This window comes from Paracoccus ferrooxidans (assembly GCF_029909815.1).
GTDB lineage: Bacteria > Pseudomonadota > Alphaproteobacteria > Rhodobacterales > Rhodobacteraceae > Paracoccus > Paracoccus versutus.
The window spans coordinates 914,420-934,251 of record NZ_CP038202.1 but is presented as its reverse complement, the minus strand read 5'-3'; the positions used below and the strand labels follow the sequence as shown (position 1 = coordinate 934,251).

The window sequence follows — 19,832 nt, the reverse complement described above, 5'->3', positions numbered from 1 at the left end:
TGGGCGGGGTGCCTATCTGCCAGGCATGCCCAGCCTTCTTCGCGAGATTTCCGACTGCCGTCTCTGTGCGCCGCGCTTTGCCGCGACGGCGACCCGGCACAGCCCGCGCCCCGTGGCCTGGTTCCGGCCCGGCGCGCGCATCCTGGTCGTCGGCCAGGCGCCGGGCATGCGCGTGCATCTGGCCGGGCGGCCCTTTGCCGACCGTTCGGGCGACCGGCTGCGCGACTGGATGGGCGTGTCCGAGGCCGAGTTCTATGACCGCGCGCGCATCGCCATCGTGCCGATGGCCTTCTGCTTTCCCGGCTATGACGCCAAGGGTGCCGACCTGCCGCCGCCGCCGATCTGTGCGCAGACCTGGCGCGCGCGCGTCATGGCCGAGCTGCGGCCCGACCTGACGCTGCTGGTCGGCGGCCATGCGCAGCGCTGGCACCTGGGGGCCGCGGCGCGCGGCGGGGTGACGGCGACCGTCGCCGGTTGGCGCGATCATGCGCCGCACATCTTCCCCTTGCCTCATCCGTCCTGGCGCAATACCGGCTGGCTGCGGCGCAATCCCTGGTTCCAGGCCGAGCTGCTGCCGGAATTGCGCGCCGCCGTTGCCGCCCTGTTGAGAGAAGCCGATGACCCCGCTGGATGAGCTTTGCCAGGTTCCCTTTCACGAGGCCGATGCGCCCGCCCGGTCGCGCATCCTGTCGCGCCTGGCCGATACCGAGCTTTTCGTCGCGCTGCTGGCCGAGCCGGCCGACGACCGCGCCGAATTGCGGCTGTTCGACCTGCCCGAGGGCCGCTTTGCCCTGGCCTGCGACCGCGAGGAGCGGCTGGCCGGTTTCGTCGGCGGTCCCGTCGCCTATTTTGCCCTGCCGGGGCGGGTGCTTGCCGCCGCCCTGGCCGAGGAGGGGCGGGGCCTGCTGGTCAATCCCGGCCATGGCTCGCAGCTGATGCTGGATGCCGGGGTGCTGGCCTGGCTGGTGCGGGCGCTCGAGGCGCGGCCCAGCATGGCGCCGGACGAGGCCGCGCGGCGCCTGGGCGCGCCCTCGCCCCAGGCGGTGGCGTTCTTGGCCGAGCCCCTGGCGCAGCGGCTGGGCGACATGGCCGGGCTGGTCGGCCGCCTGGCCCTGGTCGCCGCCGAATGGCGCGACGGGCGGCAGGGCCATGCGCTGATCCTGTCGGGCGTCGAGCCGGCGCATCAGGCCGCGGTGGCCAAGGCCCTGGCGGAGTTGCTGGCCTTCCTGCCCGAACTGCCCGGCGGCGTGGACATCGGCTTTGCCGAGCCGGACCTGCCCGCCGGCGCGCTGATCCTGGAGCCGCCGCCTCCCGCGCCGGCGCCCGAACCGGTGCGGCGCGATCCCTCGGCCCCGCCGCGGCTGCGCTAGCAGGCAAACGAAAACCCGCCCAAGCGGGCGGGTCTTTGCGTGATCACCGGAAGTTGATCGGTCGCGAGTCAGGCGCCCCAGTGGCGGATCGGGCCGCAGTCCATATGGACGAAGTTCGAGCGCGAATATTTGCCGACCCCGCCCGCATTGCAGGCGGCCGCGGCCTTGTACATCTGCGAGACCGAGCGCGACTTGAGGCGCAGGTCCGCAGCCTTGCCCACCATGTGCAGCGAGTTGCGCGCCACGCCCGAGGATTGCGAGCGCAGCATCGCATTGGTCTTGGGCGAGCGATAGCCCGACAGCATCATGTAGGGTTCGTTGGTTTGCAGCAGCCTGTGCGAGGCTGCGGCGATGTCAACCGTGCGCGGATCGATTCCGATGGCCTGGCCCGTCCGCCAGTCGCGCATGAAGATGTTGATTTCATTCAAGGCATCCCGGATATACTTGCCTTCGACCCAGTAAACCGTGTCGATGCTTTCGCCCGTGCGCCCCGAATACATGCGAATGCGGCGGATGTCGCCGGCACCCCGCAGCAGACCGAAGGCATTGGCCATAACCGGCGCTGCTGCCACCGTGGTCGCCGCGAAGACGCCAAGGATGCCCCGACGCGAGAGAGTTTCGAACGTCATGTCAGATCGCCTGTCCTGCTTTCGTTGTTCTTGCCGTCCGTTGAAACGGCGCGGTCCGGTTTAGCCGGAACCGGTTAAGACTATGTCACCAGCGCGCGAGCGGTGGGAAGCTTTTCGTTCCAGGGGCGGCGAAGTTCTGCCATTCTCGGCGAGAATCCGCCGAAATCCGCGCGATTCGGAACCAAATCCAATGTTTCTGCGCGGCCGTGTTCACGCTGCATCAGTGATGCAACAAAAAACCCGCCTCGCTGGACCGGAATCCGCCCGGATGCGAAGATTTGCCGCAGGTGTTGAAGGGAATGTCAGGTGCGCTCTTTCGGGCTGATTCGCGTGATGGTTGTTGCGGCCGTTCTGGCCATGCCGGGGGCTGCCGCAGCCCAGGCGCTGGATGCCGCGCCCGTGGCCGCGCTTCCGGCGCCGCGGCTGAGCTTTTCCGAAAGGGAAATGCGGCTGGCCGAGCAGGTCGCCGACCATCCGGGCCTTGCGGATTTCTATGGCACGAACGGGCTGAAGCCGATCTTCGCCGGTGCCGGGGGCGCCCTGCGCCGGGCCGCGCTGATTGAGGCGCTGGGGCAGGCGGCCTCGCACGGCTTGCCGCCCGCGCGCTATCGCCAGGCCGCGCTGCGCAGGCTTGACGGCGCCGGCGCCGATACGGTCGAGGACGAGATCCGCTTTGCCCGCGCCTTTGCCGACTGGAGCCGGGACGTGTCGGGCGGGATCCTCGATCCGCGCAAGGTCGAGCCGGGGATCAAGCGCGAGGTGCAACGCCCGCGCACCGGCGACCTGCTGCGCGCCTTTGCCGCCGCCGACGATCCGGCGGCGATGCTGGCCGCCCTGCCGCCGCAGGATCCGCGCTACGAGGCGCTGCGCCAGGCGCTTGCCCGGCAGTCGCGGCTGGTGGCGCCCGCCGATGCGCCGCCGGTGCCCGAGGGGCTGTGGCGCGAGGGGACCAGCGACGCCGCCGTCGCGGCCTTGCGCGTGCGCCTGGCCTCGGTCGGCTTTGCCGCGGCGCCCATGGGCAGCCCGCTGACCTATGACGGCGCGCTGGCGCAGGCGGTCGCCGCCTATCAGCAGGCGGCGGCGCTGCCGGCCGACGGGGTGGCCGGGCCGCGCACGGTCGCGCGGCTCAACCGCGGCACCGGCCCCGAGGCCGAGGCGATCCTGGTCGCGCTGGAGCGGATGCGCTGGATGGCCGGCCACGACCTGAACGCCCGCCACGTCTGGGTGAACCTGCCCGAGTTCAACGCCCGCATCTACGAGAACGGCCGCGAGGTCTTCGAGACCCGCGTCGTCATCGGCAAGGCCAACCAGGAATTCGAGACGCCCGAGTTCAGCGAGACGATGAAATACATGGTGGTCAACCCGCGCTGGAACGTGCCGCGCTCGATCACCGTCAAGGAATACCTGCCGCGGCTGCAGGCCAACCGCCACGCGGTTTCCCATCTGGACGTGGTGGACGGGGCCGGCAACGTCATCCCGCGCGACCGCATCGACTTTCGCAAATACAGCGCCAAGACCTTTCCCTATCGCATGCGGCAGAAACCCAGCGACGACAATGCGCTGGGGCAGGTCAAGTTCATGTTCCCGAACCCCTGGAACATCTATCTGCACGATACCCCGACCAAGCACCTGTTCAACCAGTCGAGCCGCGCCTATTCGCATGGCTGCATCCGCGTCGGCCGCCCCGTCGACCTGGCGCATGAGCTGCTGAAGGGCCAGGTCGAAAGCCCCGAGGCGGTGTTCGCCAAGGCGCTGAAATCCGGGCGCGAGACCTATCTGAACCTGCGCCCGCCGGTGCCGGTGCATCTGGTCTATTTCACCGCCTTCCCCGACGAGACCGGCCAGATCCGCCGCTTTCCCGACATCTATGGCCGCGACGCGCTGGTCCATGCCGCCCTGGCCAAGGCCGGGCTGGATTCCGCCGGCCCGGATGAATAGATGAATCCCAAGCAAAGGGGAGTCGCATGACATTGACCATCGCTGAACTGGCCCGCGCACTCGATGCCCGCCTCTGGGGCGACGGCAGCCTGCTCGTCAACGGTGCGGCCGAGGCCGGCCAGGCGCGCGAGGACCAGATCGCGCTCGCCACCTCGCCCGCCTATGCCGAGAAGCTGGCGCCGGGCGGCATGGCGCTGCTGGCCGAGGGGGCCGACCCCGAGGCGCTGGGGCTGCGCGCCGCCATCCTGGTCGGCCGGCCGCGGCTGGCCATGGCCGGGCTGACCCGCGCCTTCGATCCCGGCCCCGGCATCGCCCCCGGCATCCATCCCAGCGCGGTGATCGACCCGACGGCCGAATTGCCCGAGGATGCCGCCATCGGCCCCTTCGTGGTCATCGGGCCGCGGGTGCGGATCGGGGCGGGGGCGCGCATCGCCTCGCATGTCTCGATCGGTGCGGATACGGTGATCGGCCGCGACGCGCTGATCCATCCCGGCGTGCGCATCGCCCATGGCGTGACCATCGGCGACCGGGTGATCCTGAACCCCGGCGTCTCGCTGGGCGCGGACGGGTTTTCCTTCGTCACCCCCGAGAAATCGGGGGTCGAGGAGATCCGGCAGTCCCTGGGCGAGCGGGCCGAGATCCGCCAGCAGCACTGGACCCGCATCCATTCGCTGGGCGGGGTCGAGATCGGCGACGATGTCGAGATCGGCGCCAATTCCACCGTGGACCGCGGCACCATCCGCGCCACCCGCATCGGCCGCGGCACCAAGATCGACAACCTGGTGCAGGTCGGCCATAATTGCCTGGTGGGCGAGGATTGCCTGCTTTGCGGCCTGGTCGGCATCGCCGGCTCGGCCCGGATCGGCAACCGCGTGGTGCTGGGCGGGCAGGTCGGCGTCTCGGACAATATCTTCGTCGGCGACGACGTGATCGCCGGCGGCGCGACCAAGATCTTCACCAACGCCCCCGCCGGCCGGGTGCTGCTGGGCAGCCCGGCGGTCAAGATGGAGGCCCATGTCGAGGCGCAGAAGAACATCCGCCGCCTGCCACGGCTTTACGCGCAAGTGGCCGAGCTTCGCGAAACTGTTAAGAAACTGCTCGACAAGGGCGGCGTGGAATAGCATTCCCGCATGTAATCGCCCCTGACCGGGACAGAACGGAGGCCGAGATGACAGAAATCCGCGATCGCATCATCCAGATCGTCGCAGAACAGGCGATGCTGGACCCGTCCGAACTGAAGCTCGAGATGTCGCCGCAAGACATCGGCATCGACAGCCTGGGCCTGGTCGAATCCATCTTTGCCATCGAGGAAGCCTTCGACATCTCGGTGCCCTTCAATGCCAACGAGCCCGAGAAATCCGACTTCGACATCTCGACCCTCGGCGCCATCGTCGCCGCCGTGGAAAAGCTGGTCGCTGAAAAGGCATGAACGCCAAGAGGACCAAGGGCGAGAAAACGCCCAAATCCGAACGCAAGCCCGGCAAGGTCAAGGGCAAGGTCAAGAACGCGACCAAGATCGCCCGCACCATGCTGGGCCGCGTCATCATGGGGCGGCATGCCAACGGCATGCGCCGCGTCGCCATCACCGGCATGGGCACGGTCAACGCGCTTGGCCGCGACGTGCCCTCGACGCTGGAGGCCATGCGCGAGGGGCGCTGCGGCATCGGCCCGCTGGAGTTCCGCGACGTCGAGCGGCTGGCGATCCGCATCGGCGGCCAGGTCCGCGACTGGGAGGCCGAGACCTATTTCAACCGCCAGCAGATCGTCCTCTATGACAAGTTCACCCAGTTCACCCTGCTGGCCGCGCGCGAGGCGGTGGCGCAATCCGGGCTGGTCTTCGAGGGCGAGCTGGGCCTGCGCTCGGGCGTGGTGCTGGGCACCGCCGCCGGCGGCATGAACACCTGGGACGAGAATTACCGCACCGTCTATGAAGAGGGGAAGAACCGCGTCCATCCCTTCGTCGTGCCCCGGCTGATGAACAACGCGGCCTGTTCGCATCTGAGCATGGAATACGGGCTGCTGGGCCCCAGCTTCACCGTGGCCACCGCCTGCGCCAGTTCCAACCACGCCATGGGCCTGGCCTTCAACATGGTGCGCTCGGGCGCCGCGACCGTCATGCTGACCGGCGGGTCCGAGGCGATGCTGTGCTTCGGCGGCGTCAAGGCCTGGGAAGGGCTGCGCGTCATGTCCAAGGACGCCTGCCGCCCGTTCTCGGCCACCCGCAACGGCATGGTGCAGGGCGAGGGGGCCGGCGTCTTCGTCTTCGAGGATTGGGAACACGCGATTGCCCGCGGCGCTGACATCCTGGCCGAAGTGGTGGGCTTTTCCATGTCGGCCGATGCGCAGGACATCGTCATGCCCTCGGCCATCGGCGCCGAGCGGACCATCACCGGCGCCATGCTGGACGCTCATATGCGCCCCGAGGAGATCGGCTATATCAACGCCCATGGCACCGGCACGGCGGCGAACGACAAGACGGAATGCGCCGCTGTGGCCCATGCCTTCGGCCATCACGCCGACCGGCTGATGATCTCGTCCACCAAGTCCATGCACGGCCACCTGATCGGCGGCACCGGCGCGGTCGAACTGCTGGCCTGCATCATGGCGCTGCGCGACGGCGTCATCGCGCCCACCATCGGCTATGAGGAGCCGGACCCGGAATGCGCGCTGGACGTGGTGCCGAACGAGGCGCGCGAGGCCAGGGTCGAGGCGGTGCTGTCCAACGCCTTCGCCTTCGGCGGGCTGAACGCGGTGATCGCGCTGCGCAAGGCCTAGGGTCGGGTGCCGCCCGCCGCAGGTGGGGCGGGCGGGTCAGGCCGCCCTAGCGTGCCACTTCGCGCGGGCGCAGCATCAGCCACAAGAGCGCACCGCCCGCCAGCACCAGGAAGGGCAGCATGGCCAGGTTGACCGCGCTCCACCCCGCCTGGGCCGAGCCGCCCATGCAGTTCATCAGCCCGCCCGAGGACAGCGAGGCCAGGAACACCCCGCCGAAGACGATGGCGTCGTTCAGGCCCTGCACCCGCTCGCGCTCCTCGGGGCGATAGGCGCGGGTCAGCATGGCGGTGGCGCCGATATAGCCGAAGTTCCAGCCGAGCCCGAGCAGGATCATGGCGATGTAGAAATGCGCCAGGTCCACCCCCGACAGCGCCACCGCCCCGGCGCCCGCCAGGATCGCCAGGCCGACCATGACGATGCGGGTGGCGCCGAAGCGGGCGATCAGGTGGCCGGTGAAGAACGAGGGCGCGAACATCGCCAGCACATGGCCCGAGACGATGTTGGCCGCATCCGCGGTGGCAAAGCCGCAGCCCACCACCGCCAGCGGCGCCGAGGTCATCACCAGGTTCATCAGCGCATAGGAGACCATGCCGCAGATCATCGCCACGGCGATCTGCGGCACGCGCAGAAGCTCGCCCAGCGGCCGGCCCTGGGAATGGCCCTGGGCAGGGGCGGGCGGGCGCGGAATGTCGAGAAAGGCGAAAAGCACCGGGCCCAGCAGGTTCAGCCCGATGATCGCGGCATAGGTGGCCAGGAAGGGGATGGCGGTCACTTCCGCCGTCCAGCGCACCAGCAGCGGGCCGGTGAAGGCGGCGGCCAGCCCGCCCGCCAGCACCCAGGAGATGGCGCGCGACTGAAACTCGGGCGGGGCGCAATCGGTGGCGGCGAAGCGGAAGAATCCCTGCGCCGCCATGTAGACCCCGGTAAAGAGCGCGCTGGCGGTGAACAGCCAGAAATTGCCGCTGGCCAGGGCATAGGCGGCGATGGCCGCGCCAAGCGCCGCCGAGCCGCAGGACAGAAGGAACCCCGCCCGCCGCCCGTGCCGGCGCATGAAGCCCGAAAGCGGCCGGGCCGATAGCGCCGAGCCCAGGATCATCATCGACAGCGGCAGGGTGGCGATGCAGGGGTTCGGGCTCAGCATCTGGCCGGCCAGCCCGCCGACGATGAAGATCATCGACATCTGCGCCCCGAGCAGCGCCTGCGCCAGCAACAGCACGAGGACATTGCGCCAGGCGCGGCGCATCGGGTCAGCCTCGGCCAGGGTCATCGCCATGGCGGGTCTAGCGCAGCGTGCGCGCGTCGCGGGCGCGGGTCTCGATCGCCGCCCAGTCGCTGGCGGCGACATCGGCGTCGGGCGCGATCCAGCTGCCGCCGACGCAGACCACGTTCGGCAGGGCCAGGTAGTCGGGGGCGTTCTGCAAGGTCACGCCGCCGGTCGGGCAGAAGCTGACCTGCGGCAGCGGACCGGCCAGGGATTTCAGCGATTTCGCCCCGCCCGCCGCCTCGGCCGGGAAGAACTTCAGCATGGAATAGCCCAGTTCCATCGCCCGCATCACCTCGGAGGCGGTGACGGCGCCGGGCAGGAGCGGCAGGCCGATCTCCTCGCAGGCCCGCGCCAGCCGCTCGGTCAGGCCGGGCGAGACGGCGAAGCTCGCGCCGGCATCCCTGGCCCGTTTCGCATCGTCCGGGGTCAGCACGGTGCCGGCGCCGACATGGCCGCCGGGCACCTTGGCCATCGCGCGGATCACATCGAGCGCGGCGGGGGTGCGCAGCGTCACCTCGAGCACCGGCAGGCCGCCGGCGACCAGCGCCGTCGCCAGCCCCTCGGCGCGGGTCGCATCGCCGACGACCAGGACAGGGATCACCGGGGCGAGTTCGCAAAGCGCGCGGGTGTTCCGGGATTGCTGTTCGGGGGTCATGGCGGGCCTCGTTCTTGCGGAAATCTCGCGGCAGGTTGCGCTTTTCCGCGCCGCTGCGCAAGGGTTCGTGTTAGCGTTAACTTGCCGCGGGCGGGGTGGGGCGGGCCGGGGCAGGACAGGGGGCTGTCCGCCCCCTCTTGCGGCCCAAGGCCGCAATTCACCCCCGAGGGTATTTCGGCAACGGAGAAAGGCTTCAGCCGCCGAAACTGCTGCGCCCGCCCGAGCGGGCGGTGGCCGAGGCGCCGAAGCCGCCGCGCTGGCTGACCTGGGCCGCGCTCATCGGCGGCTTGCCGATGGTCGAGGGCGCACGCTGGAAGGCTGCCGCCGGCACCTTGCCCGCGCCGCGGTTGCTGGCGAAGCTCTGGTCGCCCTTGGGCGTGGAATAGCGCCCGTCGGCCGTGTTCACCATCGGCTGCGAGAAGATGCCGCCGCCGCGCGACAGCATCGAGCCCATCATGTAGCCCACCAGCAGCGGCATGAAGGAAAACCCGCCGCCCGAGCCCTGCGCCTGCTGTTCCTGGGCCGGGTCGCCGCCGCAATTGCCCACGCCATGTTCCTGTTCGCACAGCTCCTTGGATTCGTAGCGCGGCGCGGTTTCCAGGAATTCCTGCTGGGCGGCGGCGAAGTTCTGGCGGCAGTCCTCCTCGGTGAACCACAGGGTTTCCTGCTTGCTGGCGGCGATGCAGCTTTCCAGGTCGGGAAAGCTTTGCGCGTCCATGCGGTCGTCCTCGCAGGCGGCCAGCGCCAGGGTCGCGGTTCCGGCCAGCACCAGCGCGACATGGCGCGAGCGTTTGCGGGGGAGGCGGTCGGTCATGGTCAGCCCTCGATGAAATGCGGCTTGAAGCGCGACAGGTTGTGGGTGATGGGCGAGCGGTCCTCGCGCAGGCCGAGCCCGCAGCAGGTCTCGCCCACGATCCAGGCGCCCAGCACCGGGTGGAAGCCGCCGAAATCCGGCAGCCGGGCCAGGCCCTGCACGATCATCGGGTGATGCGAATAGCTGTCGTCGCCGGTGCGCGCCACCTCGCAGCCCGCCTCGCGGATCACCACGCCCGCGCCCTCGCGCGAGAAGATCGGCTTGGTCACATGGCCCTGGGCCAGGGTTTCGCGCGCGGCCTCGAAGGCCGGGGCCAGCTCGGGGGCGGGGCTGCCGCCCGCCATCGCCTCCTCGACGTCGGCCAGGAAGAAGGCGGGCAGCAGGTTCGGGTGGCCGGGGAACATCTGCCACAGAAGCGGCAGGATGCCCTTGTTCGACAGCACCGCCTTCCAGGGCGGCTCGATGAAGCGGGTGCCCGAGCCTTGCAGGTGCCGGGCGAAGTCGTCGCGCAGCATGTCCTCCCAGGGGTAGAGCTTGAAGAGCGTGCCGATGACGCGGGACTGGTCGTCGGCGAATTGCCCCTCCTCGGTCAGGCCGATCTGGGAAAGCGCGGTGAAATGCGCGCCCAGGCCCGCCTCGCGCGCGGCCCAGGCCAGGGTCTCGACGGTGGCGTAATCCTCGGGGTTGTCGGGATCGGCGGTGAAATGCACCTCTTCGCCGTCGGTGCAGATCTGCGTCCAGCGCGCCACGATCGCCTCGTGGATGCTGTTGAACTGGTCGGCATCGGCATCCAGCACCCCCGCCGCCCGCTGCTGTTCGAACCAGAGCCATTGGAAGCTGGCGGATTCGTAGAGCGATGTCGGGGTGTCGGCGTTGTATTCCAGCAGCTTCGCCGGGCCATGGCCGTCATAGGCCAGGTCCATGCGGCCGTAAAGCTCGGGCTCGCCCCGCGCCCAGCTGGCGGCGACCAGATCCCAATGCTCGCGCGGGATGTCGAGCCGGGTCAGCCAGGATTCGTCGCGGACGGCGCGATCCACCGCCTCGCGGCAGAGCGCGTGCAGTTCCGTCGCGGGGGCCTCGATGTCCTCTTCGACTTGGCGCAGGGTGAAGCGATAGGCGCTGGTTTCGTCCCAATAGGGCTCGCCGCCCATGTCGGCGAAGCTGAAGCCCAGCTTCTCGGCCTCGTCGCGCCAGCCGGGTCGCTCGGGAAGGGTGCGTTTTTCCATGGTCTCTCCTTCCGCCCGAGATAGGACGGGGCGGCGCCCCGGCGCAAGCCTGCGCCGCGATTTTCTGGCCGGGCGGGTCGGTGCATCAGCCGCCCTTCGCCCCCCCGGCAGGCCGGGTTTCACGCGGGGCTTGCGGCAGGGCCGGCTTCGCGCCAAGCTGCTACCATTCCAGCCCCGCGAGCGACGGGGCGCGACAACAGGGATGATCCGTCATGCAGAACCGTTTCCCGCTTCGCGCGCTCATGCTGGCCTCGGCCGTGGCCTTGGCGCCGGCCGGTGCCGCCTGGGCCGAGACCCCCGCCGATACGCTGGTGATCGCCCATCAGATCGACGACATCATCAGCCTGGACCCCGGCCAGAGCTTCGAGTTCTCGGGCCAGGACGTGGTCAGGAACCTTTACGACCGGCTGGTCGATATCGACCCGCTGGACCTGGCGGCGGGCATCAAGCCCAGCCTGGCCGAAAGCTGGGAGGTCAGCGAGGACGGCAAGACCATCACGCTGACAATGCGCGAGGGGGTGAAGTTCCATTCCGGCAACCCGGTCCGGGCCGAGGATGCCGCATGGTCGCTGCAACGCGCCGTCAAGCTGAACAAGTCGCCCGCCTTCATCCTGAACCAGTTCGGCTTCACCGCCGAGAACGTGGACGAGCGCGTGACCTTCGACGGCAACAGGCTGGTGCTGCAACTCGACCAGCCCTATGCGCAAAGCTACGTGCTGAACTGCCTGGCCTCGGAGGTCGGCTCGGTCGTGGACAAGGAAACCGTGATGGCCCATGCCGAGGGCGAGGATTTCGGCAATGCCTGGCTGTCCACCAACGATGCGGGCTCGGGGCCCTTCACCCTGGCCACATGGCGGCCGAACGAGGCGGTGCAGCTGACCGCCAATCCCGACTACTGGCAGGGCGCCCCGGCATTGGCGCGGGTGATCGTGCGCCATGTCCAGGAAAGCAGCGCGCAGCGGCTGCTGCTGGAGCAGGGCGACGTGGACGTGGCCCGCAACCTGACGCCGACCGATGTCGAGGGCATCGCCGGCAACGACAGGCTGAAGGTGATGGACGAGCTGCGCGGCCGCATCCTCTACATGGGGCTGAGCCAGAAGGATCCCCTGCTGTCCCGCCCCGAGATGGTCGAGGCGATGAAATACCTGATCGACTATGCGGGCATGGAATCGAGCTTCCTCAAGGGCCAGTGGAAGGTGCATCAGAACTTCCTGCCCGAGGGCTACCTGGGCGCCTCGGACGAGAACCCCTGGACCCATGACATCGAGAAGGCCCGCCAGATCCTGACCGATGCCGGCATCACCTCGGGCACGGTCAGGACCATCGTGCGCGACATCCGCGAATATGTCGACGCCGCCCAGACCCTGCAGGCCGCCATGGCGCAGGTCGGGCTGACGCTGGAGATCCAGCAGATGACCGGGGCGCAGGTGCTGGACGCCTATCGCGCGCGCCAGGTGCCGATCTTCATCGGCGAATGGGGGCCGGATTACGCCGATCCGCATACCAATGCCTCGACCTTCGCCCATAACCCGAACAATGCCGACGATGCCGGCCTGTCGCAGCTGGCATGGCGCAACAGCTGGGCGGTGCCCGACGAGATGAACCGCGCCGTCGAGGCCGCCACGCTGGAGGGCGACACCGACAAGCGGGTGCAGATGTATCTGGACATCCAGAGCCAATATCGCGAGATCGCGCCGATCATCCCGATGTTCCAGAAGATCGAGCAGGTGGCGATGCAGCAGAACGTCCAGAACTGGACCTCGGGCGGCTCGGTCAGCTCGGTCCTCTATCGCCAGGTGACAAAGGAATAGGGCGTGGTCCAGCCCGACATGCTGGACCAGCCGGGGCGGGACGGGCCGCCCCCCGCCGCCGGCGCGCCGTCGGGGCGCGCCATGCGGCTGGGCCGTCGCTTCGCCGGCGTGGCCCTGTCGCTGGTGCTGACGCTGCTGGGCCTTTTGCTCGTCACCTTCGTCATCGGCCGCATCATGCCGATCGATCCGGTGCTGAAGGTGGTGGGCGAGCGCGCGACCCAGGCGCAATATGACGCGGCCTACCAGGCCATGGGGCTGGACAAGCCGATCTGGCAGCAGTTCCTGCGCTACATGGCCGAGGTGCTGCGCGGCGATTTCGGCCGCTCGATCTCGACCGGCCATGCGGTGGCGCAGGACTTGCGGCGGGTGTTCCCGGCCACGCTGGAGCTGGCGACGCTGGGCACGCTGATCGGCGTGCTGGTCGGTGTGCCGCTGGGCGTGGTCGCCGCCGCGCGCCGGGGCGGCTGGATCGACCAGGTCGCCCGCGTGGTGGCGCTGGTTGGCTATTCGATGCCGATCTTCTGGCTGGGGCTGATGGGCCTTCTGCTGTTCTACGGCATCCTCGGCTGGGTCGGCGGGCCGGGACGGCAGGGCATCGTCTACGACGGCATGGTGCCCACCGTCACCGGGCTGATCCTGGTCGACAGCCTGGTCGCCGGCGACTGGGCCGCCTTCCGCGACGCCTTCAGCCATATCGTGCTGCCGGCCGGCCTTCTGGGCTATTTCAGCCTTGCCTATATCAGCCGCATGACCCGCAGCTTCATGCTGGAGCAGCTTTCGGCGGAATATGTCGTCACCGCCCGCGTCAAGGGCCTGTCCGAGCGCCGGGTGATCTGGGGCCATGCCTTCCGCAACATCCTGGTGCCGCTGGTCACGGTGATCGCGCTGAGCTTCGGCTCGCTGCTGGAAGGCTCGGTGCTGACCGAGATCGTGTTCTCATGGCCCGGCATCGGCCAGTATATCACCAAGGCGCTGCTGGCCGGCGACATGAACGCGGTGCTGGGCGGGACCGTGGTGGTCGGCACCTGCTTCGTGGCGCTGAACCTGCTTTCCGACATCCTCTACCGCCTGCTGGACCCGAGGGCGACATGACCCGGACCACCCGCGCATGGCTGCTTTCGGACGCGCCGCAGACAAGGCGGCAGGCCCGGCTCGGGGCGCTCTACCAGGGCTGGCTGACCTTTCGCGCCAACCGGCTGGCGATGGTCGGGCTCGCGATCCTGGTCCTGCTGGTGCTGGTCGCGGGTTTCGCGCCCTGGATCGCGCCGCAAAACCCCTATGCGCAGAACCTGGCCCAGCGGTTGCAGCCGCCCTCCGCGCAGCATTGGCTGGGCACCGATGCGCTGGGGCGGGACATCCTGTCGCGACTGATCTTCGGCTCGCGGGTCACGCTGTTCATCGTCGGCACCGTGGCGCTGATCGCGCCGGTGATCGGGCTCTTCGTCGGCACGGTGGCGGGCTTCGCCGGCGGCTGGGTCGACCAGGTGCTGATGCGCGTCACCGACATCTTCCTGGCCTTCCCCAAGCTGATCCTGGCCCTGGCCTTCGTCGCCGCCCTCGGCCCCGGCATCGGCAATGCAGTGCTGGCGCTGGCCATCACCTCATGGCCGCCCTATGCGCGGCTCGCGCGGGCCGAGACGCTGACCATCCGCCGCGCCGACTATATCGCCGCCGCCCGGCTGCAGGGCGCGGGGCCCTTGCGGCTGCTGATCGGCCATGTCTGGCCGCTCTGCGTCAGCTCGCTGATCGTGCGGGTGGCGCTCGACATGGCGGGGATCATCCTCTCGGCCGCGGGCCTGGGCTTCCTGGGCCTCGGCGCGCAGCCTCCGATGCCGGAATGGGGGGCGATGATCTCGGACGGGCGCAGCTATATCCTGGACTTCTGGTGGGTCGCGGCCATGCCCGGCCTGGCGATCTTCGTCGTGTCCCTGGCCTTCAACCTGCTCGGCGACGGGCTGCGCGACGTGCTGGACCCCAGGGGAGGCCGGGAATGACGCCGCTGCTTTCGGTCCGGAACCTGCGCGTCGCCTTCCCGACCCGCTCGGGCCTGTTCGAGGCGGTGCGCGGCGTCAGCTTCGAGCTGGGCCGCGAGCGGCTGGGCGTGGTCGGCGAAAGCGGCTCGGGCAAGACCATGACCGGCCGCGCCATCCTCGGCCTGGTGCGTCCGCCGGGGCGGGTCGATGCCGACCGCATGGCGCTTGGCGGCGAATCGATCCTGAACCTGCCCGAGCGGCGGATGCGCCGCCTGCGCGGCGCGCGCATCAGCATGGTGATGCAGGATCCTAAGTTCAGCCTGAACCCGGTGATGACCGTCGGCCGCCAGATCGTCGAGGGCTACCGGCTGCACACGGGCGTCAGCCGCGCCCAGGCCCGCGACAAGGCGCTGGAAATGCTCGCAGCCGTGCAGATCCGCGACCCCGAGCGGGTCTTCGATGCCTATCCGCACGAGGTCTCGGGCGGCATGGGCCAGCGCATCATGATCGCGATGATGCTGGCCCCCGACCCCGAGATCCTGATCGCGGACGAACCCACCTCGGCGCTGGACGTCTCGGTCAGGAACGAGGTGCTGCGCATCCTCGACCGGCTGGTGCGCACCCGCGGCATGGGGCTGATCTTCATCAGCCACGACCTGAACCTGGTGGCGCAATTCTGCGACCGCGTCCTGATCATGTATGCCGGCCGCGTGGTCGAGGAACTGGCCGCGCGCGATCTGCACGCCGCCCGCCACCCCTATACCCAGGGCCTGCTGAACAGCCTGCCGCGCCTCGACCGCCCGGTGGAACGGCTCGCGGTCCTGCAAAGGCAGGCGGGCTGGCGCGACGCCCCGCCCGAGGGCGCGGCATGATGCGGCTTCTTCGTTCCCCAAATACCCATCCGCCCCGGTGCAACCCATGCTGACGGTCGAGGATCTGGATGTCTGGTTCGGCCATCCGCCCGAGCGCGTCGATGCGGTGAAATCCGCCAGCTTCGCCGTCCGGCCGGGCGAAAGCTTCGGCCTCGTCGGCGAAAGCGGCTCGGGCAAGTCCACGATCCTGCGCGCCATCGCCGGGCTCGTCGACAGCTGGTCGGGCCGCATCGAGGTCGCGGGCGAAGCCGTCGCCGGCCGCCGCCGCTCGCGCGGCTTCCACAAGACCGTGCAGATGGTGTTCCAGGATCCCTATGCCAGCCTGCATCCGCGCCATTCCGTGGACCGGGTGCTGTCGGAAACCCTGCGCCTGCAGGGCATGGACCGGATCGACGCCCGCATCGCCCGGCTTCTGGACCAGGTCGGGCTGGGGCAGGGCTTCCGCTTCCGCTATCCGCACCAGCTGTCGGGCGGCCAGCGCCAGCGCGTCGCCATCGCCCGCGCGCTCGCGGCCGAGCCCAGGCTCCTCTTGCTCGACGAGCCGACCTCGGCGCTCGATGTCAGCGTGCAGGCCGAGATCCTGAACCTGCTTGCCGACATCCGGGCCGAGCGGCGGCTGAGCTATGTCCTGGTCAGCCACGACCTGGCGGTGGTGGCGCATATGTGCGACCGGCTGGCGGTGATGCGCGCGGGCCGGATCGTCGAGGAAATGGACGCCGCCAGCCTGCGCGCGGGCGCGGCGCAGGGCGATTACGCCCGCGCGCTGATCGCCGCCAGCGCCAGCTATGTCCGCGAATCCTAGCACTACTTTGGCAGAAGTCTGTTGAGCATTTTTCGCCACTTCCTACGGCAGTGGGGACAGTTGGGCGGCGGCTGACTGAGCTGGATCAAGATCGTCTGTCTGATAGCTGGTAGGCTCGGTTGCGGCGGGGCAGCTGGGGCCCTTTTTTTTCCGACCCGCTGCCTTCAGGCGTCGGGCTTGCAGGAAGGCGAACGCGATCATGGCATGAGCGCATGTCGGTGCAGGCCCTGCCATGATCGGCCCTCGAAGTGGTCAAGGCCCAACTCTTCCTTGAGCTGCTGATGGGCTTGCTCACAGACCCAACGGGCCTTGATGGCCCCGGCCAGTTTCTTGAGCGGTGTGTCGGCCGGCAGGTTGCTGAGGTAGTATTTGCGCTCGCCGGTGGAACGGTGCTCGCCGACCAGCCAGACCTCCTCGCCGGGCAGATGCTGCTGGCCAAGATTGCCAATGCGCTGCGGCGGTCCGCAGGCCAACGCGGACGCGCATGGCAGCGAACCGGGCTGAGAGCTTGCCTTTCGTGCCGCGCCGCCAACTCACGGCCTGCCACTTCGCATTCTCAAGTATCCTGCGCCGGACGAGATGGGACATCGGGGACATGGTTCTTACGCGGTCGCCCGCGCCCGGCGACCGGGAAGATCAGGGTAAGGTTGGCCGAGTAGACCTTCTGCTTGTGAGCGATGCCCACGGCCCAGATCAGTCCACGCTCGGTGAGCGCCTGCCGGAACGGGCCAGACAGGCCATAGCCGGCGTCGGCCAGGATGCCGCCAAAGCGCGCACCTGCGCTGCGCACACGGTCGATCTCGGCCAATGCGATCTCCGGCTTGGTACGGTAGGTGCGCGCCTCGTCAGGAACCTTTGCCCGATCCATGCGCGCCCTATCACTGGTCCAGCTCTCGGGCAGAAACAGCCGAAGCCCGATCATCACGGGCACTTCGCCTGATGCCAGCGTCACCGACACAAGGGTCTGGCAGTTGGCGTTCTTGCCGAGCGCCGACGGGTACTGCGGTGCTACCCCAACTGAGGCACGCCCCTTCTTGGGCAACGCGGTATCATCAATAATCAACCAAGCATCGCTGCCACCAACCAAGGCGTCTGCCTGCCGGCACAGTTCCTTCTCCAGCGGCGCGCTGGCCCACAGCGCGGCACCAATAAAATGATGAAGTTGGTCATAACCAATCCCGGGCGAACGCATCGCCATGGGCTGCACGCTCTTGCGATCGCCAGGACCAATCAGCCCCTCAACGCAAGCCGGACACATCCGCGCCCGGCGCCGGTCGCCCAATGTTGCCACAAAGGGACGAAGCCACTCCGTCAGATCGTCCCGTCGATCATCCGCCATCGCCAGCCTCCACAAGCTGGCACTCTATGAATCACCGCAAGTGACTCTTGGGAATCCTGAAAATGCACTTCTGCCAAAGTAGTGCTAGACCGCCACGCCGAAGATCTTGCCGATGCCGGCGGTGGCCGCCAGCGCCAGGGTTCCGCCCGCCGTCACCCGCAGCACCGCCCGGCCGGGCGGGGCGCCGCCGGCCCAGGCCCCCAGCGCCCCCAGCGTCCCCAGTGCGACCAGCACCGCGACCAGCACGCTGGCGACGACCTGGTCGCCGGGCGCGAACACCGCCGCCAAGAGCGGCACCGACGCCGCGGTGCTGAAGGTCGCGGCCGAGGCCACCGCCGCTTGCAGCGGGTTCGCGTTCGACGCCTCGCTGAGCCCCAGCTCGTCGCGGACATGGGCGGCCAGCGCATCATGCTCGGTCACTTCGCGCGCGGCCTGCAGGGCGGTGCCGGGGCTCATGCCGCGCGTTTCGTAGATGGCGGCCAGCTCGTGCAGCTCCGCCTCGGGCATCTCGCGCAGGGCCGTGCGTTCGCGGGCGATGTCGGCGCGCTCGGTATCCGATTGCGAACTGACCGAGACATATTCGCCCATGGCCATGGACATCGCCCCCGCGACCAGCCCGGCAAGCCCGGCGATCAGGATCGCCTCGCGTCCCGGATCGGCCGCGGCGACCCCGGTGATCAGCGCGCCGGTCGAGACGATGCCGTCGTTCGCCCCCAGCACCGAGGCGCGCAGCCAGCCCAGGCGGCTGACGTAATGCGGATCGTCGGGATGGGCGCTGGGTTGCTTGCTCATGGCTGGCCTCGGCTGCTGCATCGCGGGCAGATTAACCGGCCCCGCCGGATTTGCCAGCCTTGCGTCCCGCGCCCGGCGCCGTCACGCTGCGCCCAGGCGAATCCCGCCGGACGGAGGTGACATGCTCCACGACCCGATCCTGCCGCCGCCGCGCAACCTGATCGGCGGCGCCTGGCGCCCGGCCGCCTCGGGGCGCGAGATGCCGATGATCTCGCCCCTCGACGGCCGGCCCTTCGCCGCCATCGCCGATTCCGGCCCCGAGGACGTGGATGCCGCGATCCGCGCTGCCCGCACCGCCTTCGAGGGCGACTGGGGCCGCCTGACCGCCGCCGAGCGCGGCCGGCTGATGCTGCGCCTTGCCCTGCGCATCGAGGCCGAGGCAGAGACGCTGGCGCAGCTGGAAACCCGCGACAACGGCAAGCCCATCGCCCAGTCCCGCGCCGACATGGCGGCGCTGGCGCGCTATTTCGAATATTACGGCGGCGCGGCCGACAAGCTGCATGGCGAGGTGATCCCCTTCCTGAACGGCCATGACGCCATCAGCCTGCGCGAGCCGCATGGCGTCACCGGCCATATCATCCCCTGGAACTATCCGGTGCAGATCTTCGGCCGCTCGGTCGGCGCGGCGCTGGCCATGGGCAATGCCACCGTGACCAAGCCGGCCGAGGATGCCTGCCTGACCATCCTGCGCCTGGGCGCGCTTGCGGCCGAGAGCGGCTTTCCACCCGGTGCGATCAATATCGTCACCGGGCGCGGCGCGGTGGCCGGGCGGGCGCTGTCCGAACATCCCGGCGTCGATTTCATCAGCTTCACCGGCTCGCCCCAGGTCGGCCAGGCCATCGGGATCGCCGCGGCGCGCAATCACATTCCCTGCACGCTGGAACTGGGCGGCAAGTCGCCGCAGATCGTCTTCGACGACGCCGACCTCGAGGCCGCCGCGCCGGTGATCGTGGGTGCCATCGTGCAGAACGGCGGCCAGACCTGCTCGGCCGGATCGCGCGTGCTGATCCAGCGCGGCATCTGGGACCGGCTGACCGCCATGCTGGCCGAACGCTTCCGCGCGGTCGAGGCGGGCCCGGCAGAAGGCGCGCTGCTGGGCCCGCTGATCTCGGCCCGGCAGAAGGCGCGGGTCGAAGGCTACATCGCCGGGGCCGCGGCGCCGCTGATCGCCCGCGGCGCCATTGCCGGGGACGCGCCGGCGGCGGGCTTCTACGTCGCGCCGGCGCTCTTCGGCCCGGTCGATCCGGCAAGCCCGCTGGCGCAGGAGGAAATCTTCGGCCCGGTGCTGGCCGCCATCCCCTTCGACACCGAGGCCGAGGCCGTGGCCATCGCCAACGGCACCGAATACGGGCTGGTCGCCGGCATCTGGACCCGCGACGGCGACCGCCAGGCGCGCATGGCCCGCGCCATGCGCTGCGGACAGGTCTTCATCAATGCCTATGGCGCCGGGGGCGGGATCGAGCTGCCCTTCGGCGGGCTGCGCAGATCCGGCCACGGGCGCGAAAAGGGCTTCGCCGCGCTTTACGAATTCTCGCGGCTGAAGACCGTGGTTCATCGTTTCGCATAAAGGGA

General features: G+C 69.3%; 18 protein-coding genes and 1 pseudogene. 12 read left to right on the top strand and 7 right to left on the bottom strand.

Annotated features, from left to right (window positions below; all coding sequences use genetic code 11):
- Nucleotides 1-25 precede the first annotated feature (25 nt).
- Both E3U26_RS21625 and E3U26_RS21620 read left to right on the top strand, forming a co-directional pair.
- Nucleotides 26-634: a uracil-DNA glycosylase family protein gene (locus E3U26_RS21625; RefSeq protein WP_036760628.1), complete on the top strand. Its 609-nt coding sequence runs from the start codon at nucleotides 26-28 to the stop codon at nucleotides 632-634.
- Nucleotides 618-1,370: an SseB family protein gene (locus E3U26_RS21620; protein WP_499106582.1), complete on the top strand. Its 753-nt coding sequence runs from the start codon at nucleotides 618-620 to the stop codon at nucleotides 1,368-1,370. Before E3U26_RS21625 ends, E3U26_RS21620 begins: the two co-directional genes overlap by 17 nt.
- A 68-nt stretch (nucleotides 1,371-1,438) precedes the next feature.
- Here the strand turns inward: E3U26_RS21620 and mepK are convergent, their stop codons facing one another.
- Complete coding sequence (gene mepK / locus E3U26_RS21615) at nucleotides 1,439-1,999, bottom strand: peptidoglycan L,D-endopeptidase MepK (protein WP_036760631.1); 561 nt, start codon at nucleotides 1,997-1,999, stop codon at nucleotides 1,439-1,441.
- A gap of 333 nt (nucleotides 2,000-2,332) precedes the next feature.
- Here mepK and E3U26_RS21610 point away from each other — a divergent pair, with 333 nt between their 5' ends.
- The 4 genes from E3U26_RS21610 to E3U26_RS21595 all read left to right on the top strand — a co-directional run bounded on the left by E3U26_RS21610 (nucleotide 2,333) and on the right by E3U26_RS21595 (nucleotide 6,712).
- Nucleotides 2,333-3,937, top strand: coding sequence for a L,D-transpeptidase family protein (locus E3U26_RS21610; RefSeq protein ID WP_499107524.1), 1,605 nt, complete (start codon nucleotides 2,333-2,335; stop codon nucleotides 3,935-3,937).
- 26 nt (nucleotides 3,938-3,963) lie between these two features.
- A complete protein-coding gene (locus E3U26_RS21605; RefSeq protein WP_214273801.1) occupies nucleotides 3,964-5,058 on the top strand; it encodes a UDP-3-O-(3-hydroxymyristoyl)glucosamine N-acyltransferase in 1,095 nt (364 codons plus the stop codon).
- A 47-nt stretch (nucleotides 5,059-5,105) separates the two neighbouring features.
- A complete protein-coding gene (locus E3U26_RS21600) occupies nucleotides 5,106-5,366 on the top strand; it encodes an acyl carrier protein (RefSeq protein WP_036760635.1) in 261 nt (86 codons plus the stop codon).
- A 137-nt stretch (nucleotides 5,367-5,503) separates the two neighbouring features.
- Nucleotides 5,504-6,712, top strand: coding sequence for a beta-ketoacyl-[acyl-carrier-protein] synthase family protein (locus E3U26_RS21595; protein WP_449044327.1), 1,209 nt, complete (start codon nucleotides 5,504-5,506; stop codon nucleotides 6,710-6,712).
- A 46-nt stretch (nucleotides 6,713-6,758) separates the two neighbouring features.
- On the opposite strand, the gene E3U26_RS21590 is transcribed toward E3U26_RS21595, so the two are convergent.
- The 4 genes from E3U26_RS21590 to E3U26_RS21575 all read right to left on the bottom strand — a co-directional run bounded on the left by E3U26_RS21590 (nucleotide 6,759) and on the right by E3U26_RS21575 (nucleotide 10,671).
- Complete coding sequence (locus E3U26_RS21590) at nucleotides 6,759-7,979, bottom strand: MFS transporter (RefSeq protein ID WP_499107522.1); 1,221 nt, start codon at nucleotides 7,977-7,979, stop codon at nucleotides 6,759-6,761.
- Between the two features lie 13 nt (nucleotides 7,980-7,992).
- On the bottom strand, nucleotides 7,993-8,631 hold the full coding sequence (gene eda, locus E3U26_RS21585; protein WP_114535978.1) for a bifunctional 4-hydroxy-2-oxoglutarate aldolase/2-dehydro-3-deoxy-phosphogluconate aldolase: 639 nt from the start codon (nucleotides 8,629-8,631) through the stop codon (nucleotides 7,993-7,995).
- Between the two features lie 193 nt (nucleotides 8,632-8,824).
- Nucleotides 8,825-9,445, bottom strand: a complete 621-nt coding sequence (locus E3U26_RS21580) for a DUF1190 domain-containing protein (RefSeq protein WP_116220932.1) — start codon at nucleotides 9,443-9,445, stop codon at nucleotides 8,825-8,827.
- 2 nt (nucleotides 9,446-9,447) lie between these two features.
- A complete protein-coding gene (locus E3U26_RS21575; RefSeq protein ID WP_499106580.1) occupies nucleotides 9,448-10,671 on the bottom strand; it encodes a glutathionylspermidine synthase family protein in 1,224 nt (407 codons plus the stop codon).
- Nucleotides 10,672-10,883: 212 nt separating this feature from the next.
- Between E3U26_RS21575 and E3U26_RS21570 the strand changes: the two genes are divergently transcribed.
- The 5 genes from E3U26_RS21570 (at nucleotide 10,884) to E3U26_RS21550 (ending at nucleotide 16,129) form a co-directional block, all read left to right on the top strand.
- A complete protein-coding gene (locus E3U26_RS21570; protein WP_114535976.1) occupies nucleotides 10,884-12,482 on the top strand; it encodes an ABC transporter substrate-binding protein in 1,599 nt (532 codons plus the stop codon).
- Between the two features lie 81 nt (nucleotides 12,483-12,563).
- Nucleotides 12,564-13,574: an ABC transporter permease gene (locus E3U26_RS21565; RefSeq protein ID WP_072462472.1), complete on the top strand. Its 1,011-nt coding sequence runs from the start codon at nucleotides 12,564-12,566 to the stop codon at nucleotides 13,572-13,574.
- The gene (gene nikC, locus E3U26_RS21560) at nucleotides 13,571-14,476 is read left to right on the top strand and encodes a nickel transporter permease (protein ID WP_116220934.1); all 906 of its coding nucleotides are present in this window, start codon (nucleotides 13,571-13,573) and stop codon (nucleotides 14,474-14,476) included. The genes E3U26_RS21565 and nikC overlap by 4 nt, the downstream gene beginning before the upstream one ends.
- The gene (locus E3U26_RS21555) at nucleotides 14,473-15,327 is read left to right on the top strand and encodes an ABC transporter ATP-binding protein (RefSeq protein ID WP_499106578.1); all 855 of its coding nucleotides are present in this window, start codon (nucleotides 14,473-14,475) and stop codon (nucleotides 15,325-15,327) included. Before nikC ends, E3U26_RS21555 begins: the two co-directional genes overlap by 4 nt.
- Before the next feature lie 46 nt (nucleotides 15,328-15,373).
- A complete protein-coding gene (locus E3U26_RS21550; RefSeq protein WP_499106577.1) occupies nucleotides 15,374-16,129 on the top strand; it encodes an ABC transporter ATP-binding protein in 756 nt (251 codons plus the stop codon).
- A 42-nt stretch (nucleotides 16,130-16,171) separates the two neighbouring features.
- Here E3U26_RS21550 and E3U26_RS21545 read toward each other — a convergent pair.
- Nucleotides 16,172-17,468, bottom strand: a pseudogene (locus E3U26_RS21545) (IS701 family transposase).
- An 84-nt stretch (nucleotides 17,469-17,552) separates the two neighbouring features.
- Nucleotides 17,553-18,260 carry a VIT1/CCC1 transporter family protein gene (locus E3U26_RS21540; protein WP_499106575.1) on the bottom strand — a complete coding sequence of 236 codons (708 nt, stop codon included), beginning with the start codon at nucleotides 18,258-18,260 and terminating at the stop codon, nucleotides 17,553-17,555.
- A 121-nt stretch (nucleotides 18,261-18,381) separates the two neighbouring features.
- Here E3U26_RS21540 and E3U26_RS21535 point away from each other — a divergent pair, with 121 nt between their 5' ends.
- On the top strand, nucleotides 18,382-19,827 hold the full coding sequence (locus tag E3U26_RS21535; protein WP_499106573.1) for an aldehyde dehydrogenase family protein: 1,446 nt from the start codon (nucleotides 18,382-18,384) through the stop codon (nucleotides 19,825-19,827).
- Nucleotides 19,828-19,832 lie beyond the last annotated feature (5 nt).